The following is a 20,309-nucleotide window of genomic DNA, read 5'->3' as shown; positions in this document are numbered from 1 at the left end:
GAATCAGCGAGTACGCCGGCGCTGCACCAGGATTGCTATGCCGCCCAGCACGCCCACCGCCAGGATCACCCCGCCCGCGAGTGCGAGTTTATGCCCCAGCGGAGTCCCGGAGTCCCCGGAACGACCGGCCGCCGCCTCGGCGGCCAGCGGGCGGGCCGGATCGAAGAACTCCGGATTCCGGTCGCCCGCCTGCAACAGCACCGGGCCCGTCAGCTGGAACGACCGGTCCTGTTCTGCGACAAGCCAGTTCAGCAGGCGATCGAGATGATCGGGCGACTCCGTGGAGGTGGCGACCACGACGGTGCGCTTACCGGTCCAGGTGGCCTGCAGCGATCCGAACGAAATCGGCGGCGTCAGATCGATTTTGGTCTTCAGATAGGCATCGTCGCCATAGACGGTGAGCGTCTCGCCGCGGCGGTCCAGCGGCAGCGTGATCGAGTCCGGCACACCGCCGTTCGCGGCGACCAGCACGGCGGGCAGGGTGCCGCGCACCGCATCGTCGAACGACACCAGTTCCGGCCGCAGCGGCACCGAGGTCAGCCGCTGCGCCGCGATGAGAACCTGTGCGGCCCGGACGGTATCGGCGAAGCCCGGCGTCTGCAATCCCACCTGCACCCGCGGGAGCAGTGCCTGCGGTATCGCGCCCAGCCCCGCCGGCAGCGGCGGCGTCGCGAGATCGCCGTGCACTTCACCGTCGGGATCGATGGTCAGCGTGACCGGCTGTTCGAAACCGCAGCCAGTGGTCAGGCCCGCCTGCTGCAGCGTCACCGATACCGTGGTGAACCGGCCGAGGAGCTCGTCCGGGATGGTGATCAGCTCACTGAAGGCGCCCGAGGGCTGCACCGGCCAGGCCGCGATCTGCCGGCCGCTCACTGTCACGGCCAGCTGCCCGTTCAAGGTATTCGGCAGGGGAGTGTGGTTGCCGCGCAGCGCAACTCGCACATTGTGCGAGGGCCTGCCGAGCCTGGTCTGATCGAGGGCGAAGTCCACCCGCACATACCCGATCGCGGTCGCGCTGAGCTGATTCTGGCCGAGCGCGGACAGCGTGGTGTTGTCGGGCGCCAGCTGCGGTGCGGCGGGCAAGCCGAGTGCGGTCGCGTCGGGGGCCATGGCCGCCTTGGCCAAATCGGTGGTGATCAGCCGGATCTGGGTCGGCAGCGTCTTCTCGTCACCGGAGATCGTCAGCACCGGCGCCGGACCACCCGTCACCCGCAGCCCGGTATTCGACTCGTCCCGGATCACGATCTGGCGCTCCAGGAATGCCGGTGTGTGATCGGGAATCGCTGTACCCGAATCGATTCGGCGAATATCAACGGCCACCGGCTGCCGGGTGTAGCGCGCGGTCACCGCCGTACTGAGCGCCAGCACGGCGGCGCTCTCCACCTGCGAGGGCGTGGCGGGTGCGTAGATGGTCAAGCGCTGCAATGCCGGCGGCAGGAACTCCGCGACCGTTGTGGGCTGCGCCTCCTCGCCGTTGTAGATCACCACGACATCCGACATCGTCGCCGGTTGCCCCAGCCAATCATCGATGCAGATGCCGGGCTCGGGAACCAGCGAGCTGGTCAGCCTGAGGCTGATCGTATTGTTCTCCACATCCGCCCCGGGCAGCGAAATGCGCACGGGCGCGCGCGGATCCGCGGGTAGCGGGACACGATCGAGAAAGTGCTGCGACGAGCGGGCATCGATGCTCGCCCGCGCCACGTTCGGCGGCAGCTGCACCGTCCCCATGATCGCGACGGGCGCGAGCCCCGGCAGAATCGGCAGCGTGAGCGAGACCTCGTGCTCGCGCCCCGGAAATTCCAGCGTCTTACCCAGGCCGAGACTCGCCAGCGGAATCGGATGATCCGAAGGCGCGGCCCTGGACACCGCCGGCGCGGCCGTCACGGTGACAGCGGCGGTGAGCAGAGCGAAGACAGCAGTCGCCGCACGCGAACTCATGAATGGTCTCCCGGGGAATCGAGTCGCGCTTACAACCAGGTCGGGTCGCCGAAAACCGCGCCGCTGTCGTCGACTTCGGCGGATTTGGCGTAGAGATAGGTGTACTGGCGGATCGCCACGGGCCCGGTGCACTGGTTCACCGCGATATGGAAATCACGGATGATGATCTGCACTTCCTTGCCCGGAATGAGGTCCTTGTCCGCGACCGGAACGTCTTTGACCTCGCCCGGGCTGAGGTTGATGCTCAGCGGCACTTGAACATTCGGCCCGATGACCGCTATACCGGGCGCAGCGCCTGTGCCTGCGGCCAGCGGGAAATTTTCGTTGGGCAGGAATACCTGGGGGATCGCCCCGGCATTTCCGTTCAGCAGGGTGACCGCGCAGCCGACGTGGTATCCGGTCTTGAGCTGGCCGCCGGCCAGACCGTTGACCCGGCCGTAGGCGATATTGCTGACCAGCGCCTCACGTGAGGTGCCGACCTCGTTCAGCGGCGCGATCCGATTGACTATCTCCGAGCGATCGCCGACGGTGAAGGTGCCGAAGGTGGAGGTGTAGGTCTGCTCGTGCCCTGCCAGCTCGGTGATATCGGCATGGGCGCTCGGCAGAGCGCACAGCGCGGTTCCGACGGACAGCAGGAGCACTCCGAACGGTTTCGACCGCATGGTGATCAAGGTAATAGAGGAATCGCATAACTGGCCCGCATGACACGGACCGAGTGGTCGCGATTCAGATAACGGTGCGGGTGCGGTGTCAGTACAGGCCGCGTGCGCTGTGCCGCGCGACCGCGACGATCCAGCGCAGTGCCACCACGGTCGCCGCCGCCAGCACGGCGATCTGCGGGGAACCGGTGATCAGCAGCAATACCAGGGCAATGATCAGCCCGGCGGCGAGCGCCTCGAGCTTGTACACCGGCCAGGCGGTACCCGCGATACTCACGGTCGGCACGTGCGACCGGGTACGCGCTCCCTGTGTTGGGTGAACAACTGCCATCTGTTCAGGGTATACGACGACCTAAAGTTCGGTCCACCGAACTCTGCTGTCGGGAACATAACAAGAATCCGCTGTGTTGGCTGGGTCATGCCACTTTCCGGAGAATACGAACCCAGCCCCTCGGACTGGGCGCGCACACAGGTCGAAGAGTACGAGGCATCCAACGGCGCCAAGGCCAGCAGCCATGAAGGCAAAGCTGTCATTGTGCTGACCACCGTGGGAGCCAAGTCCGGCAAACTCCGTAAAACCCCGCTCATGCGTGTTGAGCACAATGGTGAGTACGCCGTTGTGGCCTCATTGGGCGGCGCTCCCAAGAACCCCGTCTGGTACTGGAACATCAAGGCCGATCCGCACGTCGAACTGCGCGATCGCGATGTAGTCAAGGACTACGACGCCCGCGAGGTCACCGGCGACGAGAAGAAGATCTGGTGGGAGCGCGCGGTCGAGGCATGGCCCGACTACGACAACTACACCAAGAAGACCACTCGCGAGATCCCGCTGTTCGTCCTTTCTCCCCGCAACTGACGACACTCCCGGGCGCACTCCGCCGAACTGGCTTTGCCGGTCGGCGGAGTGTCTCGTTTTCCGGCTCAGTAGCATGTGTCGGGTGTCAGATCCGCTTGTAGTTGCAGAGAAAGTGTCAGGTCCGCTGCCCCCGTTGAGCGCGGACGAAATCGATGCTGCCGCCAAGCGAATTTCCGACATTATCGATCCGACACCGCTGCAGAGGATCGCGCGGCTGTCGGAACTGACCGGTGCCGAGGTCTATCTGAAGCGGGAAGATCTCACCGCTGTGCGCTCCTACAAGCTGCGCGGCGCCTACAACCTCATCGTCCAGCTCACCGCCGGCGAACGCGCCGCGGGCGTGGTCGCCGCCAGCGCCGGAAACCATGCGCAGGGTGTGGCTTTCGCGTGCAAGGCGATGGGGATCAAGGGCCGCATCTACGTTCCGACCACCACCCCCAAGCAGAAGCGCGACCGGATTCGCGTGCACGGCGGCGAATTCGTGGAGCTCATCGCCACCGGTGACACCTACGACGCGGCCGCCGCGGCCGCCGTCGACGATGTGGCGCGCACCGGCGCGACCATGGTCCCGCCCTTCGACGATCCGCGCACCGCGGCCGGACAGGGCACCATCGCCGCCGAGATTCTGGATCAGCTCGATCGTGCCCCCGACCTGGTGGTGGTGCCGGTAGGCGGCGGTGGCTGCCTGGCCGGAGTCAGCACCTATCTGCGGGAGCGCTCGCCCCGCACCGCGATTCTCGGAGTCGAGCCCGCGGGTGCGGCCTCCATGACGGCGGCCCTCGTCGCCGGGGGACCGGTCACCCTGCCGGAGATCGACCCGTTCGTGGACGGCGCCGCCGTGCGCCGCATCGGCGCGGTGCCCTACACCGCGGTCTCGCGTCTGGGCGGCGGGGTGCGTTCGCACGCCTCGCTGCCTTTACTGACCACCACCGAATCCGGTAGTGGCGCAGGCGGTTTCCGCATGATGACCGTCGACGAGGGCGCCATCTGCACCGCCATGCTGGAGCTGTACCAGAACGAGGGCATTGTCGCCGAGCCGGCGGGTGCGCTCTCGGTGGCGGCGCTGCGGGAGGTCGAGCTCACGCCGGGCGCGATCGTGGTGTGCCTGCTCTCGGGCGGCAATAACGATGTCTCCCGCTACGGCGAGGTCATCGAGCGGTCGCTGGTGCATCAGGGGCTGAAACACTATTTCCTGGTGGACTTTCCGCAGGAGCCGGGCGCACTACGCCGCTTCCTCGACGAGATCCTCGGTCCCGACGACGACATCACCCTGTTCGAATACGTCAAGCGCAATAACCGGGAGACCGGGGCGGCGCTGGTCGGCATTGAACTGGGTTCGCCGGACGGCCTGGAATCGCTGCAGAAGCGGATGGACGAATCCCCGATTCGCGGCGAACGCCTGGATCCGGGTTCGCCGGCCTACCGCTACCTGACCTGATCGACTCGATCCCGGGCAGAGCGGGGAAGTGCCCTGCCCGGGACGGTCGTACGCGATCCACCCCCACTGGGGACCGCGGGTCGGTGTAGTTCACATGTGCAGCAGATATCCCGCGCCCGTGGCGTAGATGAGTTGCGGTTCGCCGAGCTTCCGGTCCAGCCGGTGCACCACGTCCTCGATGGTGGCGACAGTTGTTGTCTCGGTGCAGTATTCGGCGAGCTCGGCATAACTGACCTGGGTGCCCGCCCGCGCCGCCAGCAGTTCCAGCGCGCAGAACTCCCGGGCCGTCATGATCAGCAGCACGCCATTGCGCTGCACCCGCCGCCGCAACCGATCCACCACCAGATCACCGATGGTCAGCACCTGGGCGGGCGGTCGCAGATGCCGTGCGCACAGCGCCCGTACCCGTCCGGCCAGCTCGCCGAGCGAGAACGGTTTGGTCAGATAGTCGTCCGCGCCGCTGGCATAACCCTCGGTGCGATCGGCCGGGCTGTCGCGCGCGGTGATGACCAGGGCGGGCATATGCAGCCCCGATTCCCGTTGCCGCCGAATTAGATCCAGCCCGTCCCCGTCGGGCAGCCCGCGATCGACGATCAGGCAGTCGTAGCGGCGGGTGCCGCAATTACGGCCCGCGTCGGCGAGATTCCGGGTCAGATCGACAATGAATCCGGCGGCCCGCAGACCGGCCGCGACCCGTTCGCCCAACTCATCGTCGTCCTCGCAGACCAGTACCCATACGCTGCGGGGGTTCATCCGATCGTCGGGCATTGGCCCACGGTGTCACGGCAATTGTGAACGAATCATGAGCGATAGTCGTACGACGAGTCGAGTAGTCCACTACGCGGGAAACCGAACGGTTGCGGCGGGAGAATCTGTTCATGAAAAGACTGGTGGTGTGCTGTGACGGCACCTGGAAGGCGGAGTCTTCCACCACGGTGTCGAATATCGTGAAGATCGCGCAGACGGTATCGCTGGCCGACGCCGACGCGGCCGGGAACCATATCGGCCAGCGTGTCTACTACGTCTCCGGGCCCGGAGCCCGCGGCTTCACCTCCGATCGCCTGCTGGGCGGCGCCTTCGGTACCGGCCTGGAGGCCAACCTCTCCGCCGCCTACTGGCAGCTGGCCCTGAACTGGGAGCCGGGCGACGAGATCTACATCTTCGGCTTCAGCCGCGGCGCGTTCACCGCCCGCAGTCTGGCCGGGATGATCAACCGGCTGGGCATCCTCACCTACACCGCCATGATCGACGGCAAATACCCCGGCGCCCTGAAGATCTACCAGACCCGCAAGGCACACCCCGATGATCCGGATCCGCCGGAATGGGCCGAATTCCGAAGTGCGCATTGCTATCCCGACCCGGTCACCATCAACTTCCTCGGTGTCTTCGACACCGTCGGAGCCATGGGCATCCCCGGCATCACCGCCCGGCGGCACCGCTTCCACGACGTCAACCTGTCCCCCATCGTGCACTGCGCCCGCCAGGCCCTGGCCATCAATGAACGCCGCCGCGCCTTCGAGCCCTGCCTGTGGGAAGTCCCCGTCGAGATCGCCGAAAAGTACCGCCGCACAGACAGAGTCAAACAGGTCTGGTTCGAAGGCGTGCACAGCGATATCGGCGGCGGCTACCCCGACTGCGGCCTCTCCGACATCACCCTGAGCTGGATGATCCGCGAAGCCGAAGCCGAAGGTCTGGCCTTCGACCGAACCCGCCTGACCACCCTCCACAGCTGCTGCCCCAATCCTCCCGAGACCCTCCACAATTCCCTCAGCCTCGGCTTCCGAATCCTGAACTTCCTCCGCCTACTCCACAACCCCCGCAGCCCCCGCTTCTACTGGGACTCCTGGCGCCGCCTACTGGAGCCCTACGACCAAGCAAGCTACCTCGCCTCCTCAGCCCAAGACGCCGGATCCACCCCCGTCAACCTCACCCGCTGGGACAAGTCCCACACCGGCCCAACCCCTCCAGCCCTGATCGAACCCACGGGAAGGGACTATTGCTAGGCGCCATCAGGGCCGTCCAGCACCAATCCACCAGCAGCCTGGTCTTGTGTCTTGTCGCGAGAACGCAACCACAGCCGGTCGACCCAGCTGGTACCGCAGGTACCCCTCCCAACCCCGGAAGGTAACTCGGGTACCCCTCCCAACGCGCCCAGCACGGCCATCTCGGGCTTTGCCCGCACCCCTTGCTGACCAACCCTGCCCGGGAAGCAAGAAACCCAGGTGCACCGACCGTTTCGGCATAGAAGCCGTCGGCCACCGAGGACGGAATAGCGGGTGTCTCTGCGGCACAGCGGTTATGGGGTCTGTGCCGTGCGGACACCTGCCGTGTGGTCGTGGAGAAGGGTGGTGTGGTGCCCGCTTCGGGGGAGAGATTCGAGGCCGAGATGAGGCCGGTGCACCTGGGTTGCTTGCGCCGGGGGGCGGTGTTGGGTCACCGGGTGCGGGCAGGGCCCGAGATGGCCGTGCTGGTGACCTCGGGTGGGGTACCCGACCTTGGCTCCCCGGCAGGGAAGGAACCTGCGGTACCAGCGGGGTCGACCGGCTGTGGTCCGGTTTCAGAGACGAAACCCGAAAAGACGAAAGCCGAAAGACCAAGAACCCGAAGACCGAGAACCCGAAACACCCACCCGGACAACGACCTGTAGCACCGACGGGCAGGAGCCCCGGCGGTGGAACAGGTGTTAGCGGGTGGGTGGCGGCCTATTGTCGGTTGTGCTGCCACTCTCGTTCGTTGCGGTCCTGGATCCGTGCCAGGGCAGCAGCTTTCAGTTCGAGCGGGTGATGCAGGTGGTTGACCTGTGGTTCCCCGGTCGGGTTGATGTGCGGGGGCCCGATCCACCCGGTCCGCCCCGCGAACTCCGAGTCCGGTCCCATCACAACGGTTTTCCACCCTCCGGGCCCGTCGTGAACCTGGGCATGGCAGTGATCGCAGGCCAGGGTGAGGTTGTCGATATCGGTGGGCCCACCCTGAGCCCACTCATCGATGTGGTGCACCGCGCACATCGTCGCGGGCATATCACACCCGGGCCGGGTGCAACCCCGCTCCGAGGCGATGAGTGCCAGTCGTTGTGCGGGACTGGCCAACCGGGGAACCCGGTCGGTACCGACCGTGCGTGGACCGAACACCAAGCACGGGGGCCGAGTGCCTGCGCCGAGGCTCGCCGACCCAAACTTACGCTCGGTACTCAGCTCGGTACTCAGCTCGGTACCCGAGGAGTGGGAGTCGTGGTCGAGGGTGGCCGAGCCGGACTCGCACTCGGTGCCGGTCGAGCGGAAGCCATCGCTGGAACCGGCCGGATGTGAACCGAACTCGGGACCGGCAGGGCCAGGCCCAGCACTGAGCCCCGCCGACGCGGAGTCACCCTCGTCGCCGAACAAGCACAGGTCGAGGCCGGAACCGCCTGCCCGCGAACCAGTCTCGGGGCTGACGGCGCGAGCGCCGGAATCGAGACTCCCCGAACGGGACCCACACGCGATGCCCGAAGAGTTGCGGGTCTGATCCAAGTCCGCCGAGCGTTCGCCGCGACCCAGATACAGGGGCAACCCCACCGGGTTCAGCACTGCCAGATACTTGTTCGACTTCGCCGCCAGGTCGAGGGCTTCGGGGATCGACACGATGCCACCCGACGCGGTCGTCGCGACACCGGCTTCGGCTTCCAGATCGGCCACGTTCATCGTCACGATCACCGACACCGGCAAGCCCCGATGCTTCCCCAGCTTGGCCGGGCCACCGAACTCCGGCCGCAGGAACGCCAGCAACGCATCATGATTACGCTGCGCCGGAGTACGGGTATCACGCTCGACACACGCCGCCAACTCCTGCGCGGTGAGCTTGTGCTCCGACACCCACGGGCTCTGCGGGTCTTTCGGGTTGCACATACCGGGGCGGGCCAGTTTCGCGAACATCGGCTCGAGGACCGACCGCAGTTTGCGGTTGATCTCTCCGTTCCACGGCGACATCCCGTCGGCGCGTTCGGCACCGAGGGTGAGTCCGCGCATCCGGTCCCGATCCGCCTCCGAACTCAATTTCCCGTCCGGATCCAACCCGGCCAGCAGCACTTCGCCCATGACCGGCAACCCTTCCGGGTAGCCGGTGGGCGCGAATTCGGTCAACTGCAGTTCGGTGGCTTCACGCACATCGGCGTCGAGGCTGCCGGGCAACCGGTTCATCACCGTCATGATCCGACGCACATGATCAACACCGATCACACCCTCACGATGCGCCTGAGCGACATGGGCGAGGGTCGGTTCGAGCTCCACACCCGAGACGATGCGCGGACCGGTCTCCACCGCGATGCTGACCCGGGACGCGGCATCGGCGCGGGAGATGCCCAGGGTTTGACGCAGGAACACCTTCGGGGACGCGACCCCGCCCCGCTGGGCCAGGCCACGGCTGGTGGTTTCCACGACGAACCGGGTTTTGACTGCTTCGAGCTTGCGCGTGCAGGTCTCCACTTCCCGCATGAGGGCGATGAATTCATCATCCTGCAACGGAACCAAGGAAGCGTTCAGGAGGTGATCGACCGCCACCGACAGTGCGCGGGCACTGCCGGTGTTCGCGGATTCTCCCCCTGAATTCATACCCCTATTCTACCGCCGTCATTGAGGCCGGGGAAGGCGAATCATGTTGTGATATCAGGATATTCAGACTGGCGAACCGACCAGCCTCTTTCACGTCTTTGTTCTTTTCTCGTCTTGTTCTTTTGTCGTTTTCTCTTCTTCTCGTCCAGGCGTCTTTAATCTTTTGTTCTTTTGTCTGTTCGCCCTACCGAACAAGAAGCGCCACGGGCAGCCGAGCGAACAACTTCTCCAGCCGCGACCGTCCCGAGAACGTATGTCCGGTAAGCCGATCCGTCCAATGCCCTTGGGGCAGGTCCAGGACGGTATCGCCCCACCCACCGGCTTCGTCCAGCCGAATGCTGTGCCGTGTAACGGCGACGATCACCTCGGGAGTCTCGCCGTTCCGTCCGCGCGCGTAAGACACCAGATGCTTGGCGTGGTCACCGCTGGCGAACAGGGGAGCGTAGGTCCCCCCGACGAAGCATTCCGGCCGTTCCCGCCGCAACCACAGCGCGTATGCCACGATCCACATTTTCACAGCCCCGGTCGCATCGAGATCCGGTGTGCCGGTCAATGATTGCAACAGCAGCGAACGGTGCGTGAAGTCGACCGGTCGCCGATTATCCGGATCGACCAGCGAGTCTTCCCACAGTTCGCAGCCCTGATAGATATCCGGAATTCCCGGCCCGCACAGCTGAAGCAGCTTCTGCGCCAGCGCATCGGTCCAGGCATGCGTGGCGAGATCGTTGACGAACTCTCCCAATTCCACGCCGATCGGCCCGTCGATCACGGTGTCGATCCACCGGTGTACGGCCTTCTCGAACTCGGTATCCGGTTCCTCCCAGGAGGATTGGGTTCCGGCCTCGCGAACAGCCTTCTCCGCGAACTGATGTACCCGCTCCCGGAACTTGGGGACGGCGGCGGCGGGCCGGCCGTCGGCGGGCCAGATTCCGTAGATGTTCTGCAGCAGAAAGAGAGTCGTCGCGCCGTCGGGTCCGGGCGCGATCTCGTTCCACGCGCCGACCGATCGCGCCCAGATATCCGGCACCTGCGACAGCATGCTGATTCGGGCTCGGGTGTCCTCACCGCGTTTGGTGTCGTGCGTGGAGAGTGTGGTCATGGTGGCGGGCCAGCGGGCGGCGCGTTCGGCGTTCGCCAGATGGAATTCGATGACCGAACTGCCGAACCTGGTCGGATCCGAGCCCATCTCCTGCAGGGATATCAGTCGCGCGGCGCGGTAGAACATGGTGTCCTCCACGGCTTTCGCGGTGATCGCCCCGCCGACCTGATGGAAGCGCGTGGCCGCCTCGCCGCCGATGGCCAGCGCGGTCGCCAGCACCTGCAGCGGTGCGGTGAGTTCGCTGTTGCGCCTTGTCACCTCGGCGACGACAGGCCCGATCGTTCCGGCCAGCGGCGCGTAGTCCGTGCGGGCCACCGGCATGTACGACAGCACTTCGATGGTGGCATTGGTCAGCGCCATGGTGTCGAAGGCGTCGGCGCGCGCATCGCGTTTGATGGCGGCGACCAGTCGGCGAACCTCCGGGACCAGCATGGTTTCGGCGACGGCCCGTTTGATGCGGTGTTCGTTCTCGCTGAACCAGGCGCGGTCGCTGCCGTGGCCGGTGAACTGGCGGGACAGGTCGGTGAGGATCTTCTCGCCGTCCGGATCGATGAGCACGCTGCCGATATCGGAGAGTGCGTCGTAACCGGTGGTGCCATCGATGGGGAGTCCGGCGTCGAGCGGCTCGCTGCGCGCGAGCACCTTCTCCACCAGGAGCAACCGCTGCGGTCCGATGATCTTGCGCAGCCGCGCCAGATAGTCGGCGGGATGCGACAACCCATCCGGATGATCCACGCGCACACCGTCGATGAGATCGTGCTCGCACCATGCGGTCAGCTCGCGATGCGTGGCCTCGAAGACCGCGGGGTCCTCCTGCCGCAGCGCGGCCAGTCCGCCGACGGTGAAGTAGCGGCGATAGCCGCACAGCCCGGATTTCCAGTTGACCAGGCGATAGTGCTGCTTGTCGTGGATCCGCAGCGCATTCTCGCCATCGGTGCCGGGCGAGATGGGGAAGCGCATATCGTGCAGCGCCAGCATGGGTTCGAGGCCGCTGCGATCCACCGACAGCGCCGCCGGATCGTTCTCATTGGCGAGCACCGGCAGTGCGAGCCGTCCGCCCGCACCATTGGCGGGACTCCAGTCGATATCGAAGTAGTGCGCGTACTTCGACTCCTTGCCGTTCTGCAGCACATCCCACCACCACGGGTTCTGCCGCGGATCGGCGACGCCGACATGGTTGGGCACCAGATCGACGATCAATCCCATACCGCGGCTGCGCACCTCGTCGGAGAGCGCCTTGAAGCCGCCGGGGCCGCCGAGGGCCGCCGACACGGTGGTCGGGTCGGTGATGTCGTAGCCGTGCGTGGAACCGCGCGCCGCGGTGAAGACCGGCGACAGGTACAGATGCGAAATACCGAGCTGCTGCAGGTATTCCGCAATGGTGCGGGCATCGGCGAAGGTGAGCGCGTCGGGGCGCAGCTGCAACCGATAGGTGCTGCGGACGGGTGTCTGCCGCGCAATGGGGCCGGTGTGATGTTCGGGCGTGCTGGTCATGGCGTGATCGATCATGCCGTACGGCGGAGCACGAGTAGGCAGCGTGCGGGGACGGGCAGGGTCGCGGAGGCGTAATGGGCGGTGTCCGAGGCCGGGCTTCCGGTCGGCGTCGAGCAGTCCAACTCCATCGACCAGGCGCTTCCGTGTTCGGCGGGCGGCAGGGTGAAGTCGATGGCCGCGTCGTGAGCGTTGAAACACAGTAGGAACGAATCATCGCTGATGCGTTCGCCGTGCGGGCCGGGCTCGCGAATCCCGTCGCCATTGAGGAACACCGTGAGCGAGCGGCCGAAGCCGGTCTCCCAGTCCGCGTCCGTCATCTCCGCGCCGGCGGGCGTGAACCAGGCGATGTCATCGGGATGGTCGTGCGTGGTCGCGGGTCTTCCATCGAAGAAGCGCCGGCGCCGGAACACCGGATGCGCGGTGCGCACCGCGACCGCGCGGCGGGTGAATTCGAGCAGATCGTTATTGGTGTGCATGAGTGACCAGTCCATCCACGACAGCGGTGAATCCTGACAGTAGGCATTGTTGTTGCCGCTCTGGGTGCGGCCGAGCTCGTCGCCGTGCAGCAGCATCGGGGTGCCCTGCGACAGCAGCAGGGTGGCGAGCAGATTGCGTTGCTGGCGGGCGCGCACCGCCTGGATCTCGGGATCGTCGGTGGGGCCTTCGACGCCGTAATTGCAGGAGCGGTTGTAGGTTTCGCCGTCGCGATCGCCCTCACCATTGGCGTCATTGTGTTTCTCGTTGTAGGACACCAGATCCGCGAGGGTGAAGCCGTCGTGCGCGGTGACGAAATTGATGCTCGCGCTCGGCCTGCGGCCGGTGGCCTCGTACAGATCCGACGAACCGGTGAGCCGAGAAGCGAACTCGCCCAGCGTCGCCGGTTGCCCGCGCCAGTAATCCCGCACGGTGTCACGGTATTTGCCGTTCCACTCGGTCCAGGCCACCGGGAAATTGCCGACCTGATAACCGCCCTCGCCGACATCCCACGGTTCGGCGATCAGCTTCACCTGACTCACCACCGGATCCTGGTGCACCAGATCGAAGAACGTGGAAAGCCGGTCCACATCATGCAATTCGCGCGCCAGCGTGGCGGCCAGATCGAAGCGGAAACCGTCCACGTGCATCTCCAGCACCCAGTATCGCAGCGAATCCATGATCAGCTGCAGCGTGTGCGGGTGCCGCACGTTCAGGCTGTTGCCGGTGCCGGTGTAATCCATGTAGTGCTGCGGATCATCGTCCACCAGACGGTAATACGCGGCATTGTCGATACCGCGGAACGACAGCGTCGGCCCGAATTCATTGCCCTCGGCGGTGTGGTTGTAGACCACATCGAGAATCACCTCGATATCGGCCGCGTGCAGCGAGCGCACCATGGCCTTGAATTCGGTGACCGCCGCACCGGGAGTCTTGCTCGCGGCGTATTCGAGATGCGGCGCGAAATAGCCGAAACTGTTGTAGCCCCAGTAGTTTCGCAGTCCGCGATCGAGCAGGATGCGATCGTGCAGGAACTGGTGCACCGGCATCAGTTCGACCGCCGTGATGCCCAGGCTCTTCAGATGCGCCACGACGGCAGGATGCGCCATGCCCGCATAGGTGCCGCGCAATTCCGGTGGCACGTCCGGATGGGTGATGGTCATGCCCCTGACGTGGGTCTCGTAGATGACCGTCTCGTGGTAAGGGTGCTTGGGCGCACGGTCGTCGGCCCAGTCGAAGAACGGGTTGATGACCACTCCGGTCATGGTGTGCCCGAGGGTGTTCTGCCCGTAGTTGTAGGGCCCGGCATCGGCCCCGAAATCGCCCTCGAACGCCTTGCCGTAGGGGTCGAGCAGCAGTTTGCTCGGGTCGCAGCGCTGGCCCAGGGCCGGATCGAAGGGGCCGTGCACGCGGAATCCGTAGCGCTGCCCGGGGCCCACACCCGGCAGATACGCATGCCAGACATATCCGTCGACCTCGTCGAGCGGGATCTGCGTTTCGGCGCCCGCGCCGATCAGGCACAGGTCGACCCGCTTGGCGACCTCGGAGAACACCGAAAAATTGGTGCCCACTCCGTCATAGGTGGCACCGAGCGGATAGGCGGTTCCCGGCCAGACACCGAGCGGTGCTGTTTCGGTAGTCGCGCGAGCCATGCCAAGACCCTATCGGTCCGGATCGGCCCCCGAATCAGGTGCCCTCCGCCGGATCCGGCCGCCCACTGGTAACTTGAACGGCGTTCAAGCCATCGGCTCATGAAGGACATTCCGTGACGCCAGAAGAGATCACCGCCATCGACGCCGCCCACGTGTGGCATCCGTACGGCGGATTTCCGGCCACCACCGAGCCGCTGGTGGTCGCCTCGGCCGCGGGCACCCGGCTCACGCTGGCCGACGGGCGCGAACTCGTCGACGGGATGAGCTCGTGGTGGGCCGCGGTGCACGGGTATCAGCACCCGGTGCTCGATGCCGCGCTGCTCGCGCAATCGCGGCGCATGAGTCACGTCATGTTCGGCGGGCTGACCCACGAACCGGCGGCGCGGCTCACGCAGCTGCTGGTCGACATCACTCCGGCCGGACTGGAGAAGGTGTTCCTCTGCGATTCCGGCTCGGTCTCGGTCGAGGTCGCGATCAAGATGTGCCTGCAGTACCAGCGCGCACTGGGCCGCCCGGAGAAGCACCGGCTGCTCACCTGGCGCGGCGGATATCACGGCGACACCTTCACGCCCATGAGCGTCTGCGATCCCGAGGGCGGTATGCACGCGCTCTGGACCGATGTGCTGGTCGAGCAGATCTTCGCGCCCGAACCGCCGAGGGACTATGAGGCCGAGTACGTTTCGGAGCTGGAGCGGTTGATCTCCACGCACGCGGGCGAATTGGCCGCCGTCATCGTCGAACCTGTGGTGCAGGGCGCGGGCGGTATGCGCTTCCACGATCCGCGCTATCTATCCGATCTGCGCCGCCTCTGCGATGCGCACGGTGTGCTGCTGGTCTTCGATGAGATCGCCACCGGATTCGGCCGCACCGGAACGCTTTTCGCCGCCGATCACGCCGGCGTCCGGCCGGATGTCATGTGTGTCGGCAAGGCCCTCACCGGCGGCTATATGACCCTCGCCGCCGCACTGTGCACCACCGAGATCGCCGAGACCATCAGCCGATCACACGGCGGGCTCATGCACGGGCCGACCTTCATGGGCAATCCGCTCGCCTGCGCGGTCGCGGTCGCCTCGGTGGAACTGCTGCTCTCCCGAGACTGGCACTCGGAAGTCCGCCGCATCGAATCCGAACTCGGCACCGGGCTGGCTCCGGCCCGCGCCCTGCCGGGTGTCGCAGATGTCCGAATCTTCGGCGCCATCGGCGTGATCGAACTCGACCATCCCGTAGATATGCGTAAAGCCACCCATGCGGCAGTCGAATCCGGCGTCTGGCTCCGCCCGTTCCGCAACCTCATCTACTGCATGCCGCCCTTCATCAGCACCACCGACGACGTGCAGCGCATCACCGCGGCAATGGTCGCGGCGGCTGCGGTGTGAGGCGGCGGTCCGAGCGCCGCGTGTGTGGCGCGCGGTGTGGGGGTGCGCCTGGCCGAGCTGTTGCAGCCGGTGGTGGACGCCGCTGCCCCGGCGGGTGTCGTGCGCTGCCGCAGGCCGATGCCGCAGTGCGAGCCGGGAGTGCGAGCCGGCGGGTGCGAGCGCGCGAATTGAACAGCACGGCTCAGTGCGGGCCTGGTCCAGTGCCTGCCTAGGTTGGTACAGGCATGGCTCAGCGCCGGATGAGGTTGCCGGTTTTCGGAGCTGTGCCCTTGTGCTCCAGCCGGCGGTAACTCGGTGCGCGCCTCAGCTGCGGGCGCGTTTCTCCCGGACTCGATCGGGATTGTCGCTGTCCGACAGGACTTCCCAGACGCGGAAAATGCAGTGGCAGTCGTCGGACCAGCCGCGGGCGATCAGCATGAAGGAGTCGCCGTCGCGCAGGATGGTGCGGCGGCTGATCAACTTCGGATGATCGGGGATGAACTTCGAGACGAGGTCGGGAACTTTCGCGAGGGCTTGTTCGCGGGTGCCCACCACCTCGGTGAGGATCTTCGGGGACCAGGTCTTGCTCTCTCCGAAGCCGGTCGTCTGCTCGACCACTATTGCCCATCGTGGCATCGCGCAGCCTCCTTAGGACTCCCAGCATAGCCCGCGCTATGCCTCCTGAACGGTGTTCAAGTATGCTGCCGAGCTGTGAGTGCCGATCCTTTGAGTTGGCTGGACGAGCGGGCCGCCGAGCGCGTGGACGCCGGACTGCGCCGGGAACTACGCCCGCGCGCACCGGAGACCGGGACCATCGACCTGGCCTCCAATGATTACCTCGGGCTGGTCCGCCATCCCGAGGTCATCGACGGGGCCATCGACGCGGTCTGCAAGTGGGGCGCCGGCGCCACCGGTTCGCGCCTGGTCACCGGAACCACCGCCGAACACGAACTGCTCGAAGCCGAACTCGCCGAATTCGTGGGCGCCGAAGCCGGTTTGGTCTTCGCCTCCGGCTACGCCGCCAATCTCGGTGCGGTCACCGCCCTGGCCGGGCGGGGCACGCTGGTGGTATCGGACGCGGGCAGCCATGCCTCGCTGGTCGATGCCTGCCGATTGTCCCGGGCCCGGGTGGAGATCGCGGCGCACTGTGATCCCGCCGCCGTGGACCGATTGCTGGCCGAGCGCACCGAGGAGCGCGCGCTGGTGCTCACCGATTCGGTCTTCAGCGCCGGCGGCGATCTCGCGCCGCTCGCGGAATTGCACCGGGTGACCCGGGCCAATGGCGCGGTGCTGATCGTGGACGAGGCGCACGGCATCGGTGTGCGCGGCGACGGCGGCCGCGGGCTGGTGCACGAGGTCGGCCTGGCCGGGGAACCCGATCTGGTGATCACCGCGACGCTGTCGAAAGCCCTTGCCGCCCAGGGCGGTGCGGTGCTGGCCAGTGGCCGGGTGCGGGCGCACCTCATCGATTCGGCGCGTACTTTCATCTTCGATACGGGCCTGGCTCCGGCGGCCGTCGGCGCGGCCCGTGCGGCGCTGCGGCTACTGCGCCGTGATCCCGGAATGGCCGGTCGCGTACTGGCCAGAGCCGCCGATCTGGCCCGTATCGCCGGTGTGCCAGAACCGGATTCGGCCGTCGTCTCGGTGGTCCTCGGCGAGGCGCAGGTCGCCTACGACGCTTCGCAAGCGTGTCTCGCGCGCGGTCTCACGGTCGGCTGTTTCCGCCCGCCGTCGGTGCCCGAGGGCACCTCGCGGCTGCGACTGACCGCGCGCGCCAATCTCACCGAGTCCGAGATCGCGACCATCACAACGATTCTCAGCGAGGTGCTCGCCGAAGCGCGCGCACGTGAGGCGGTTTCGCAGTGACCCTGCTCTTCATCACCGGCACCTCCACCGATGTCGGCAAGACCATTGTCACCGCCGCGCTGGCCGCCACCGCACGTGCCGCGGGCGCGGAGGTCGCGGTGGTCAAACCCGCCCAAACCGGTGTCGCCCCGGGCGAACCCGGTGATCTGGCCGAGATCACCCGGCTCACCGGCATCACCCGCACCGTGGAGCTGGCCCGCTATCCGGACCCGCTGGCCCCGGACACCGCTGCCCGCCGCTGTGGCCAGCCGCTGCTCACCCTCGCCGAGACCGCCGCCGCGATCGAATCCTGCGCCGACGCCGCCCTCACCCTGGTCGAGGGCGCGGGCGGCCTCCTGGTCCGCATCGGCGAATTCACCCTCCTCGACCTGGCGCAGAAGCTCGACGCACCCGTCCTGGTGGTGGCGGCCGCCGGCCTCGGCACCCTCAACCACACCGAATTGACCACCCGCACTCTGCAATCCGCCGGTGTGCGCTGCGCGGGCATTGTCATCGGCTCCTGGCCGACCGCCCCGGACCTGGCCGCCGAATGCAACCGCACCGACCTGCCCGCCGTTACCGGCATGGACCTGGTCGGCACGGTTCCCGCCGGAACCGGCTCCTGGCCCGCCCCCCGGTTCACCGCCGCCGCCCGCACCTGGTTCGACCACGACTGGATCGCACGCCACCTGCATCCGGCCGGATAGCCCGCACGCTCACGATTTCCTAACGCACCGGCTGACACGGTGCGGGTATGGATGAACCGGCAAGCCAGGGGCAGGTGCTGTGGCGCACCATATTCGGGCCGTTCCCGCAGGTACCAGCGCGGAATTCGGAGCGCACAGAATTATCGATGCCGTACCGCTGCCACCCTTGGTTCCCAGGATGCCGCCCTGCGCTCGCCGCCGGAGATCGTGGCCGCCTGAGCCGCCCTGTATCGGTTCGGTGATGTAATGGGACAAGTGCGGGTACTGGTGTGCGAGGACGATCTCCCCCTGGGCGACGAGGTCGCCGCCGGGCTGCGGGCCGCCGGGTTTGCGGTCGATCTGGCCCGGAGCTACGCCGAGGCCGATCTCAAGATCGCGGTGAATCGCTACGACTGCCTGGTCGTCGATCGGGGGCTGCCCGATGGGGACGGTCTGGATCTGGTGCGCGCGCAGCGGGAATCGGGCCGGCGCACACCGGTGCTCATGCTCACCGCGCGGGACGCGCTGGCCGACCGGCTCGACGGCTTCGCGAACGGGGCCGACGACTATGTGATCAAGCCTTTCGCCATGGATGAACTCACCGCCCGGGTGCGGGCGCTGTGCCGCCGCCAGGAACTGCCCGCATCCACGCGCACCGAGATCGGCGATCTGGTGGTGGACCGGCCGCGCCGGCGCGTACATCGCGCCGGGGTGCTGCTCACCTTGACGCCCAAGGAGTTCGGCGTCCTGGAAATGCTCGCGGCGCGCGCCGGATCGGTGGTGACCCGCACCGATCTCATCGAATGCTGCTGGGACGAAATGGCCGAACCGGCCTCCAATGTGGTCGACGTGGTGATGACGCAGCTGCGCCGCAAGCTCGGCGAGCCGCCGATCATCGATACGGTCCGGGGTGTCGGTTTCACGATCGCCCCGCCTCCGTGAAACTGCCGCCGATACGACCCCGTCGCCGGACCCGGAGTACGAGTCCGACCACGCTCGCGCGGCTGCGCCGCATGCGCTGGCTCTTGACGGGGCTGTTCACGGCGCTCACCGCGGTCAGTCTGCTGGTGCTCGGCACGGTCGCGGCCTCCATCGATTCCCATTCCCGGGACAGGGCACTGGACGACCGGGTCGATCGGGTCGTCACCGGACTGGCGCGCGTAGTGGCGTGGAACGATGACGGCTCCGTCGATTTGGAAACCCTACACGAAGACGATCTCGCGCAGGGCACCTACGGCGTCGCGGTCATGGTGCGGGATGCGGACGGGCAGTGGCGCGAGCGGTTCGGGCATCGGCGGGCGGGGCTGCCCGCGGATCTGGCCGGGCTCGCCACCGATGTCGCCACCGCGGAGGAGACCCTCCTGAGCACACTGACCGATAGCACCGGGCACCGCACCCGGGTGGCGGCGGCACCGGTGTGGGATAACGAATCCGTCATCAGCGCAGTGGTTTTCGCGGGCGCTGACCCGTCCGTATCGCTGGCCGACCATCGCCGCCTGGTGCTGGCGCTGGAACTCGGCGGGCTGGCGCTCATCGCGCTGGCGGCGCTGGCCGGGCATCTGCTGTCCGCGGTGAGCACCCGTCCGGCGGTGCGCATGCTCGATGAGCAGGAGCGGTTCCTGTCCGACGCCTCGCACGAACTGCGGACGCCGCTGGCCACCCTGCGGCTGTATCTCGATGCGGCCCTTCGTGATCCGGACGACACCCGGCGTGCGGTGACGGATGCTCGCGACCTCACCGATCGGATGGGCCGCCTGGTCGCGGGACTGCTCGCGCGCACTCGCACCGAAACCGGGCTCAGTGAGCTCGATGCGGAGCGGCTGCGGCTCGATCAACTCGTCGAGGGCGTGGTCGCCGAGGTCGGTGTGCCCGGAATCGAATTGCGCACCGAACCGACTGTGGTGCAGGCGGATCCGGATCTGCTGGCGCTGGCGGTGCGTAATCTCATCGACAATGCCCTGGTGCACGGCGGCACTCCGGTGGAGATCACGGTGGAGGATTACGCGGTCACCGTGCGCGATCACGGGCCGGGCTTGGATCCGGCGCTGGCCGATCCGTTCGAGCGCGGCGCCACCGGCGAGGGCGGCAGGCACGGCATCGGGCTCTCGCTCGTGCAGTGGGTGGCCCGCGCGCATTCCGGTTCGGTGGCCATCGGATCCGCACCGGACGGCGGCACCCTCGCGACTCTCGTGCTGCCCGCGCCGCCCCAGCTCTGACCTGCTGGTGTTCC

At 66.9% G+C, this 20,309-nt stretch carries 16 protein-coding genes; 8 read left to right on the top strand and 8 right to left on the bottom strand.

Annotated features, from left to right (window positions below; all coding sequences use genetic code 11):
- Positions 1–3: 3 nt before the first annotated feature.
- The 3 genes from ABZX86_RS31595 to ABZX86_RS31585 all read right to left on the bottom strand — a co-directional run bounded on the left by ABZX86_RS31595 (position 4) and on the right by ABZX86_RS31585 (position 2,928).
- A complete protein-coding gene (locus tag ABZX86_RS31595) occupies positions 4–1,938 on the bottom strand; it encodes a hypothetical protein (RefSeq protein WP_355128678.1) in 1,935 nt (644 codons plus the stop codon).
- 29 nt (positions 1,939–1,967) lie between these two features.
- Positions 1,968–2,600, bottom strand: coding sequence for an MspA family porin (locus tag ABZX86_RS31590; RefSeq protein ID WP_355128676.1), 633 nt, complete (start codon positions 2,598–2,600; stop codon positions 1,968–1,970).
- Positions 2,601–2,688: 88 nt separating this feature from the next.
- Positions 2,689–2,928, bottom strand: a complete 240-nt coding sequence (locus ABZX86_RS31585) for a hypothetical protein (RefSeq protein WP_355128674.1) — start codon at positions 2,926–2,928, stop codon at positions 2,689–2,691.
- A gap of 87 nt (positions 2,929–3,015) precedes the next feature.
- On the opposite strand from ABZX86_RS31585, the gene ABZX86_RS31580 reads away from it, so the two are divergent.
- Together ABZX86_RS31580 and ilvA are read left to right on the top strand one after the other, a co-directional pair.
- Complete coding sequence (locus tag ABZX86_RS31580; RefSeq protein ID WP_355128672.1) at positions 3,016–3,453, top strand: nitroreductase family deazaflavin-dependent oxidoreductase; 438 nt, start codon at positions 3,016–3,018, stop codon at positions 3,451–3,453.
- Between the two features lie 73 nt (positions 3,454–3,526).
- Complete coding sequence (gene ilvA / locus ABZX86_RS31575; protein WP_355128670.1) at positions 3,527–4,891, top strand: threonine ammonia-lyase IlvA; 1,365 nt, start codon at positions 3,527–3,529, stop codon at positions 4,889–4,891.
- A 90-nt stretch (positions 4,892–4,981) separates the two neighbouring features.
- Here the strand turns inward: ilvA and ABZX86_RS31570 are convergent, their stop codons facing one another.
- Entirely contained in the window at positions 4,982–5,659 is a 678-nt protein-coding gene (locus tag ABZX86_RS31570; protein ID WP_355128668.1) for a response regulator transcription factor, read from the bottom strand.
- Positions 5,660–5,769: 110 nt separating this feature from the next.
- Here ABZX86_RS31570 and ABZX86_RS31565 point away from each other — a divergent pair, with 110 nt between their 5' ends.
- Complete coding sequence (locus ABZX86_RS31565; RefSeq protein WP_355128666.1) at positions 5,770–6,894, top strand: DUF2235 domain-containing protein; 1,125 nt, start codon at positions 5,770–5,772, stop codon at positions 6,892–6,894.
- 699 nt (positions 6,895–7,593) lie between these two features.
- On the opposite strand, the gene ABZX86_RS31560 is transcribed toward ABZX86_RS31565, so the two are convergent.
- The 3 genes from ABZX86_RS31560 to glgX form a co-directional block, all read right to left on the bottom strand.
- Positions 7,594–9,474 carry a DUF222 domain-containing protein gene (locus tag ABZX86_RS31560; RefSeq protein WP_355128664.1) on the bottom strand — a complete coding sequence of 627 codons (1,881 nt, stop codon included), beginning with the start codon at positions 9,472–9,474 and terminating at the stop codon, positions 7,594–7,596.
- 184 nt (positions 9,475–9,658) lie between these two features.
- Entirely contained in the window at positions 9,659–12,067 is a 2,409-nt protein-coding gene (treY, locus tag ABZX86_RS31555; protein ID WP_355128662.1) for a malto-oligosyltrehalose synthase, read from the bottom strand.
- An 11-nt stretch (positions 12,068–12,078) separates the two neighbouring features.
- Positions 12,079–14,193, bottom strand: coding sequence for a glycogen debranching protein GlgX (glgX, locus tag ABZX86_RS31550; protein ID WP_355128660.1), 2,115 nt, complete (start codon positions 14,191–14,193; stop codon positions 12,079–12,081).
- Between the two features lie 113 nt (positions 14,194–14,306).
- Between glgX and ABZX86_RS31545 the strand changes: the two genes are divergently transcribed.
- Positions 14,307–15,569, top strand: a complete 1,263-nt coding sequence (locus ABZX86_RS31545; RefSeq protein ID WP_355128658.1) for an adenosylmethionine--8-amino-7-oxononanoate transaminase — start codon at positions 14,307–14,309, stop codon at positions 15,567–15,569.
- 303 nt (positions 15,570–15,872) lie between these two features.
- On the opposite strand, the gene ABZX86_RS31540 is transcribed toward ABZX86_RS31545, so the two are convergent.
- Positions 15,873–16,184, bottom strand: a complete 312-nt coding sequence (locus ABZX86_RS31540) for a hypothetical protein (RefSeq protein ID WP_297613850.1) — start codon at positions 16,182–16,184, stop codon at positions 15,873–15,875.
- A 75-nt stretch (positions 16,185–16,259) separates the two neighbouring features.
- Here ABZX86_RS31540 and ABZX86_RS31535 point away from each other — a divergent pair, with 75 nt between their 5' ends.
- From ABZX86_RS31535 to ABZX86_RS31520, 4 genes are all read left to right on the top strand, one after another.
- The gene (locus ABZX86_RS31535; protein ID WP_355128656.1) at positions 16,260–17,414 is read left to right on the top strand and encodes an 8-amino-7-oxononanoate synthase; all 1,155 of its coding nucleotides are present in this window, start codon (positions 16,260–16,262) and stop codon (positions 17,412–17,414) included.
- A complete protein-coding gene (gene bioD / locus ABZX86_RS31530) occupies positions 17,411–18,100 on the top strand; it encodes a dethiobiotin synthase (RefSeq protein WP_355128654.1) in 690 nt (229 codons plus the stop codon). The genes ABZX86_RS31535 and bioD overlap by 4 nt, the downstream gene beginning before the upstream one ends.
- A gap of 246 nt (positions 18,101–18,346) precedes the next feature.
- Complete coding sequence (locus ABZX86_RS31525; protein WP_355128652.1) at positions 18,347–19,021, top strand: response regulator transcription factor; 675 nt, start codon at positions 18,347–18,349, stop codon at positions 19,019–19,021.
- A gap of 71 nt (positions 19,022–19,092) precedes the next feature.
- Positions 19,093–20,295 (top strand): HAMP domain-containing sensor histidine kinase, encoded by a 1,203-nt coding sequence (locus ABZX86_RS31520; protein WP_355128650.1) that lies wholly within the window; start codon positions 19,093–19,095, stop codon positions 20,293–20,295.
- Positions 20,296–20,309: the final 14 nt, after the last annotated feature.

It is taken from the genome of Nocardia sp. NPDC006630 (assembly GCF_040611495.1).
Taxonomy (GTDB): domain Bacteria; phylum Actinomycetota; class Actinomycetes; order Mycobacteriales; family Mycobacteriaceae; genus Nocardia.
Note: the sequence above shows the minus strand (reverse complement) of the source record. Positions and strands in the feature narration are given on the sequence as shown.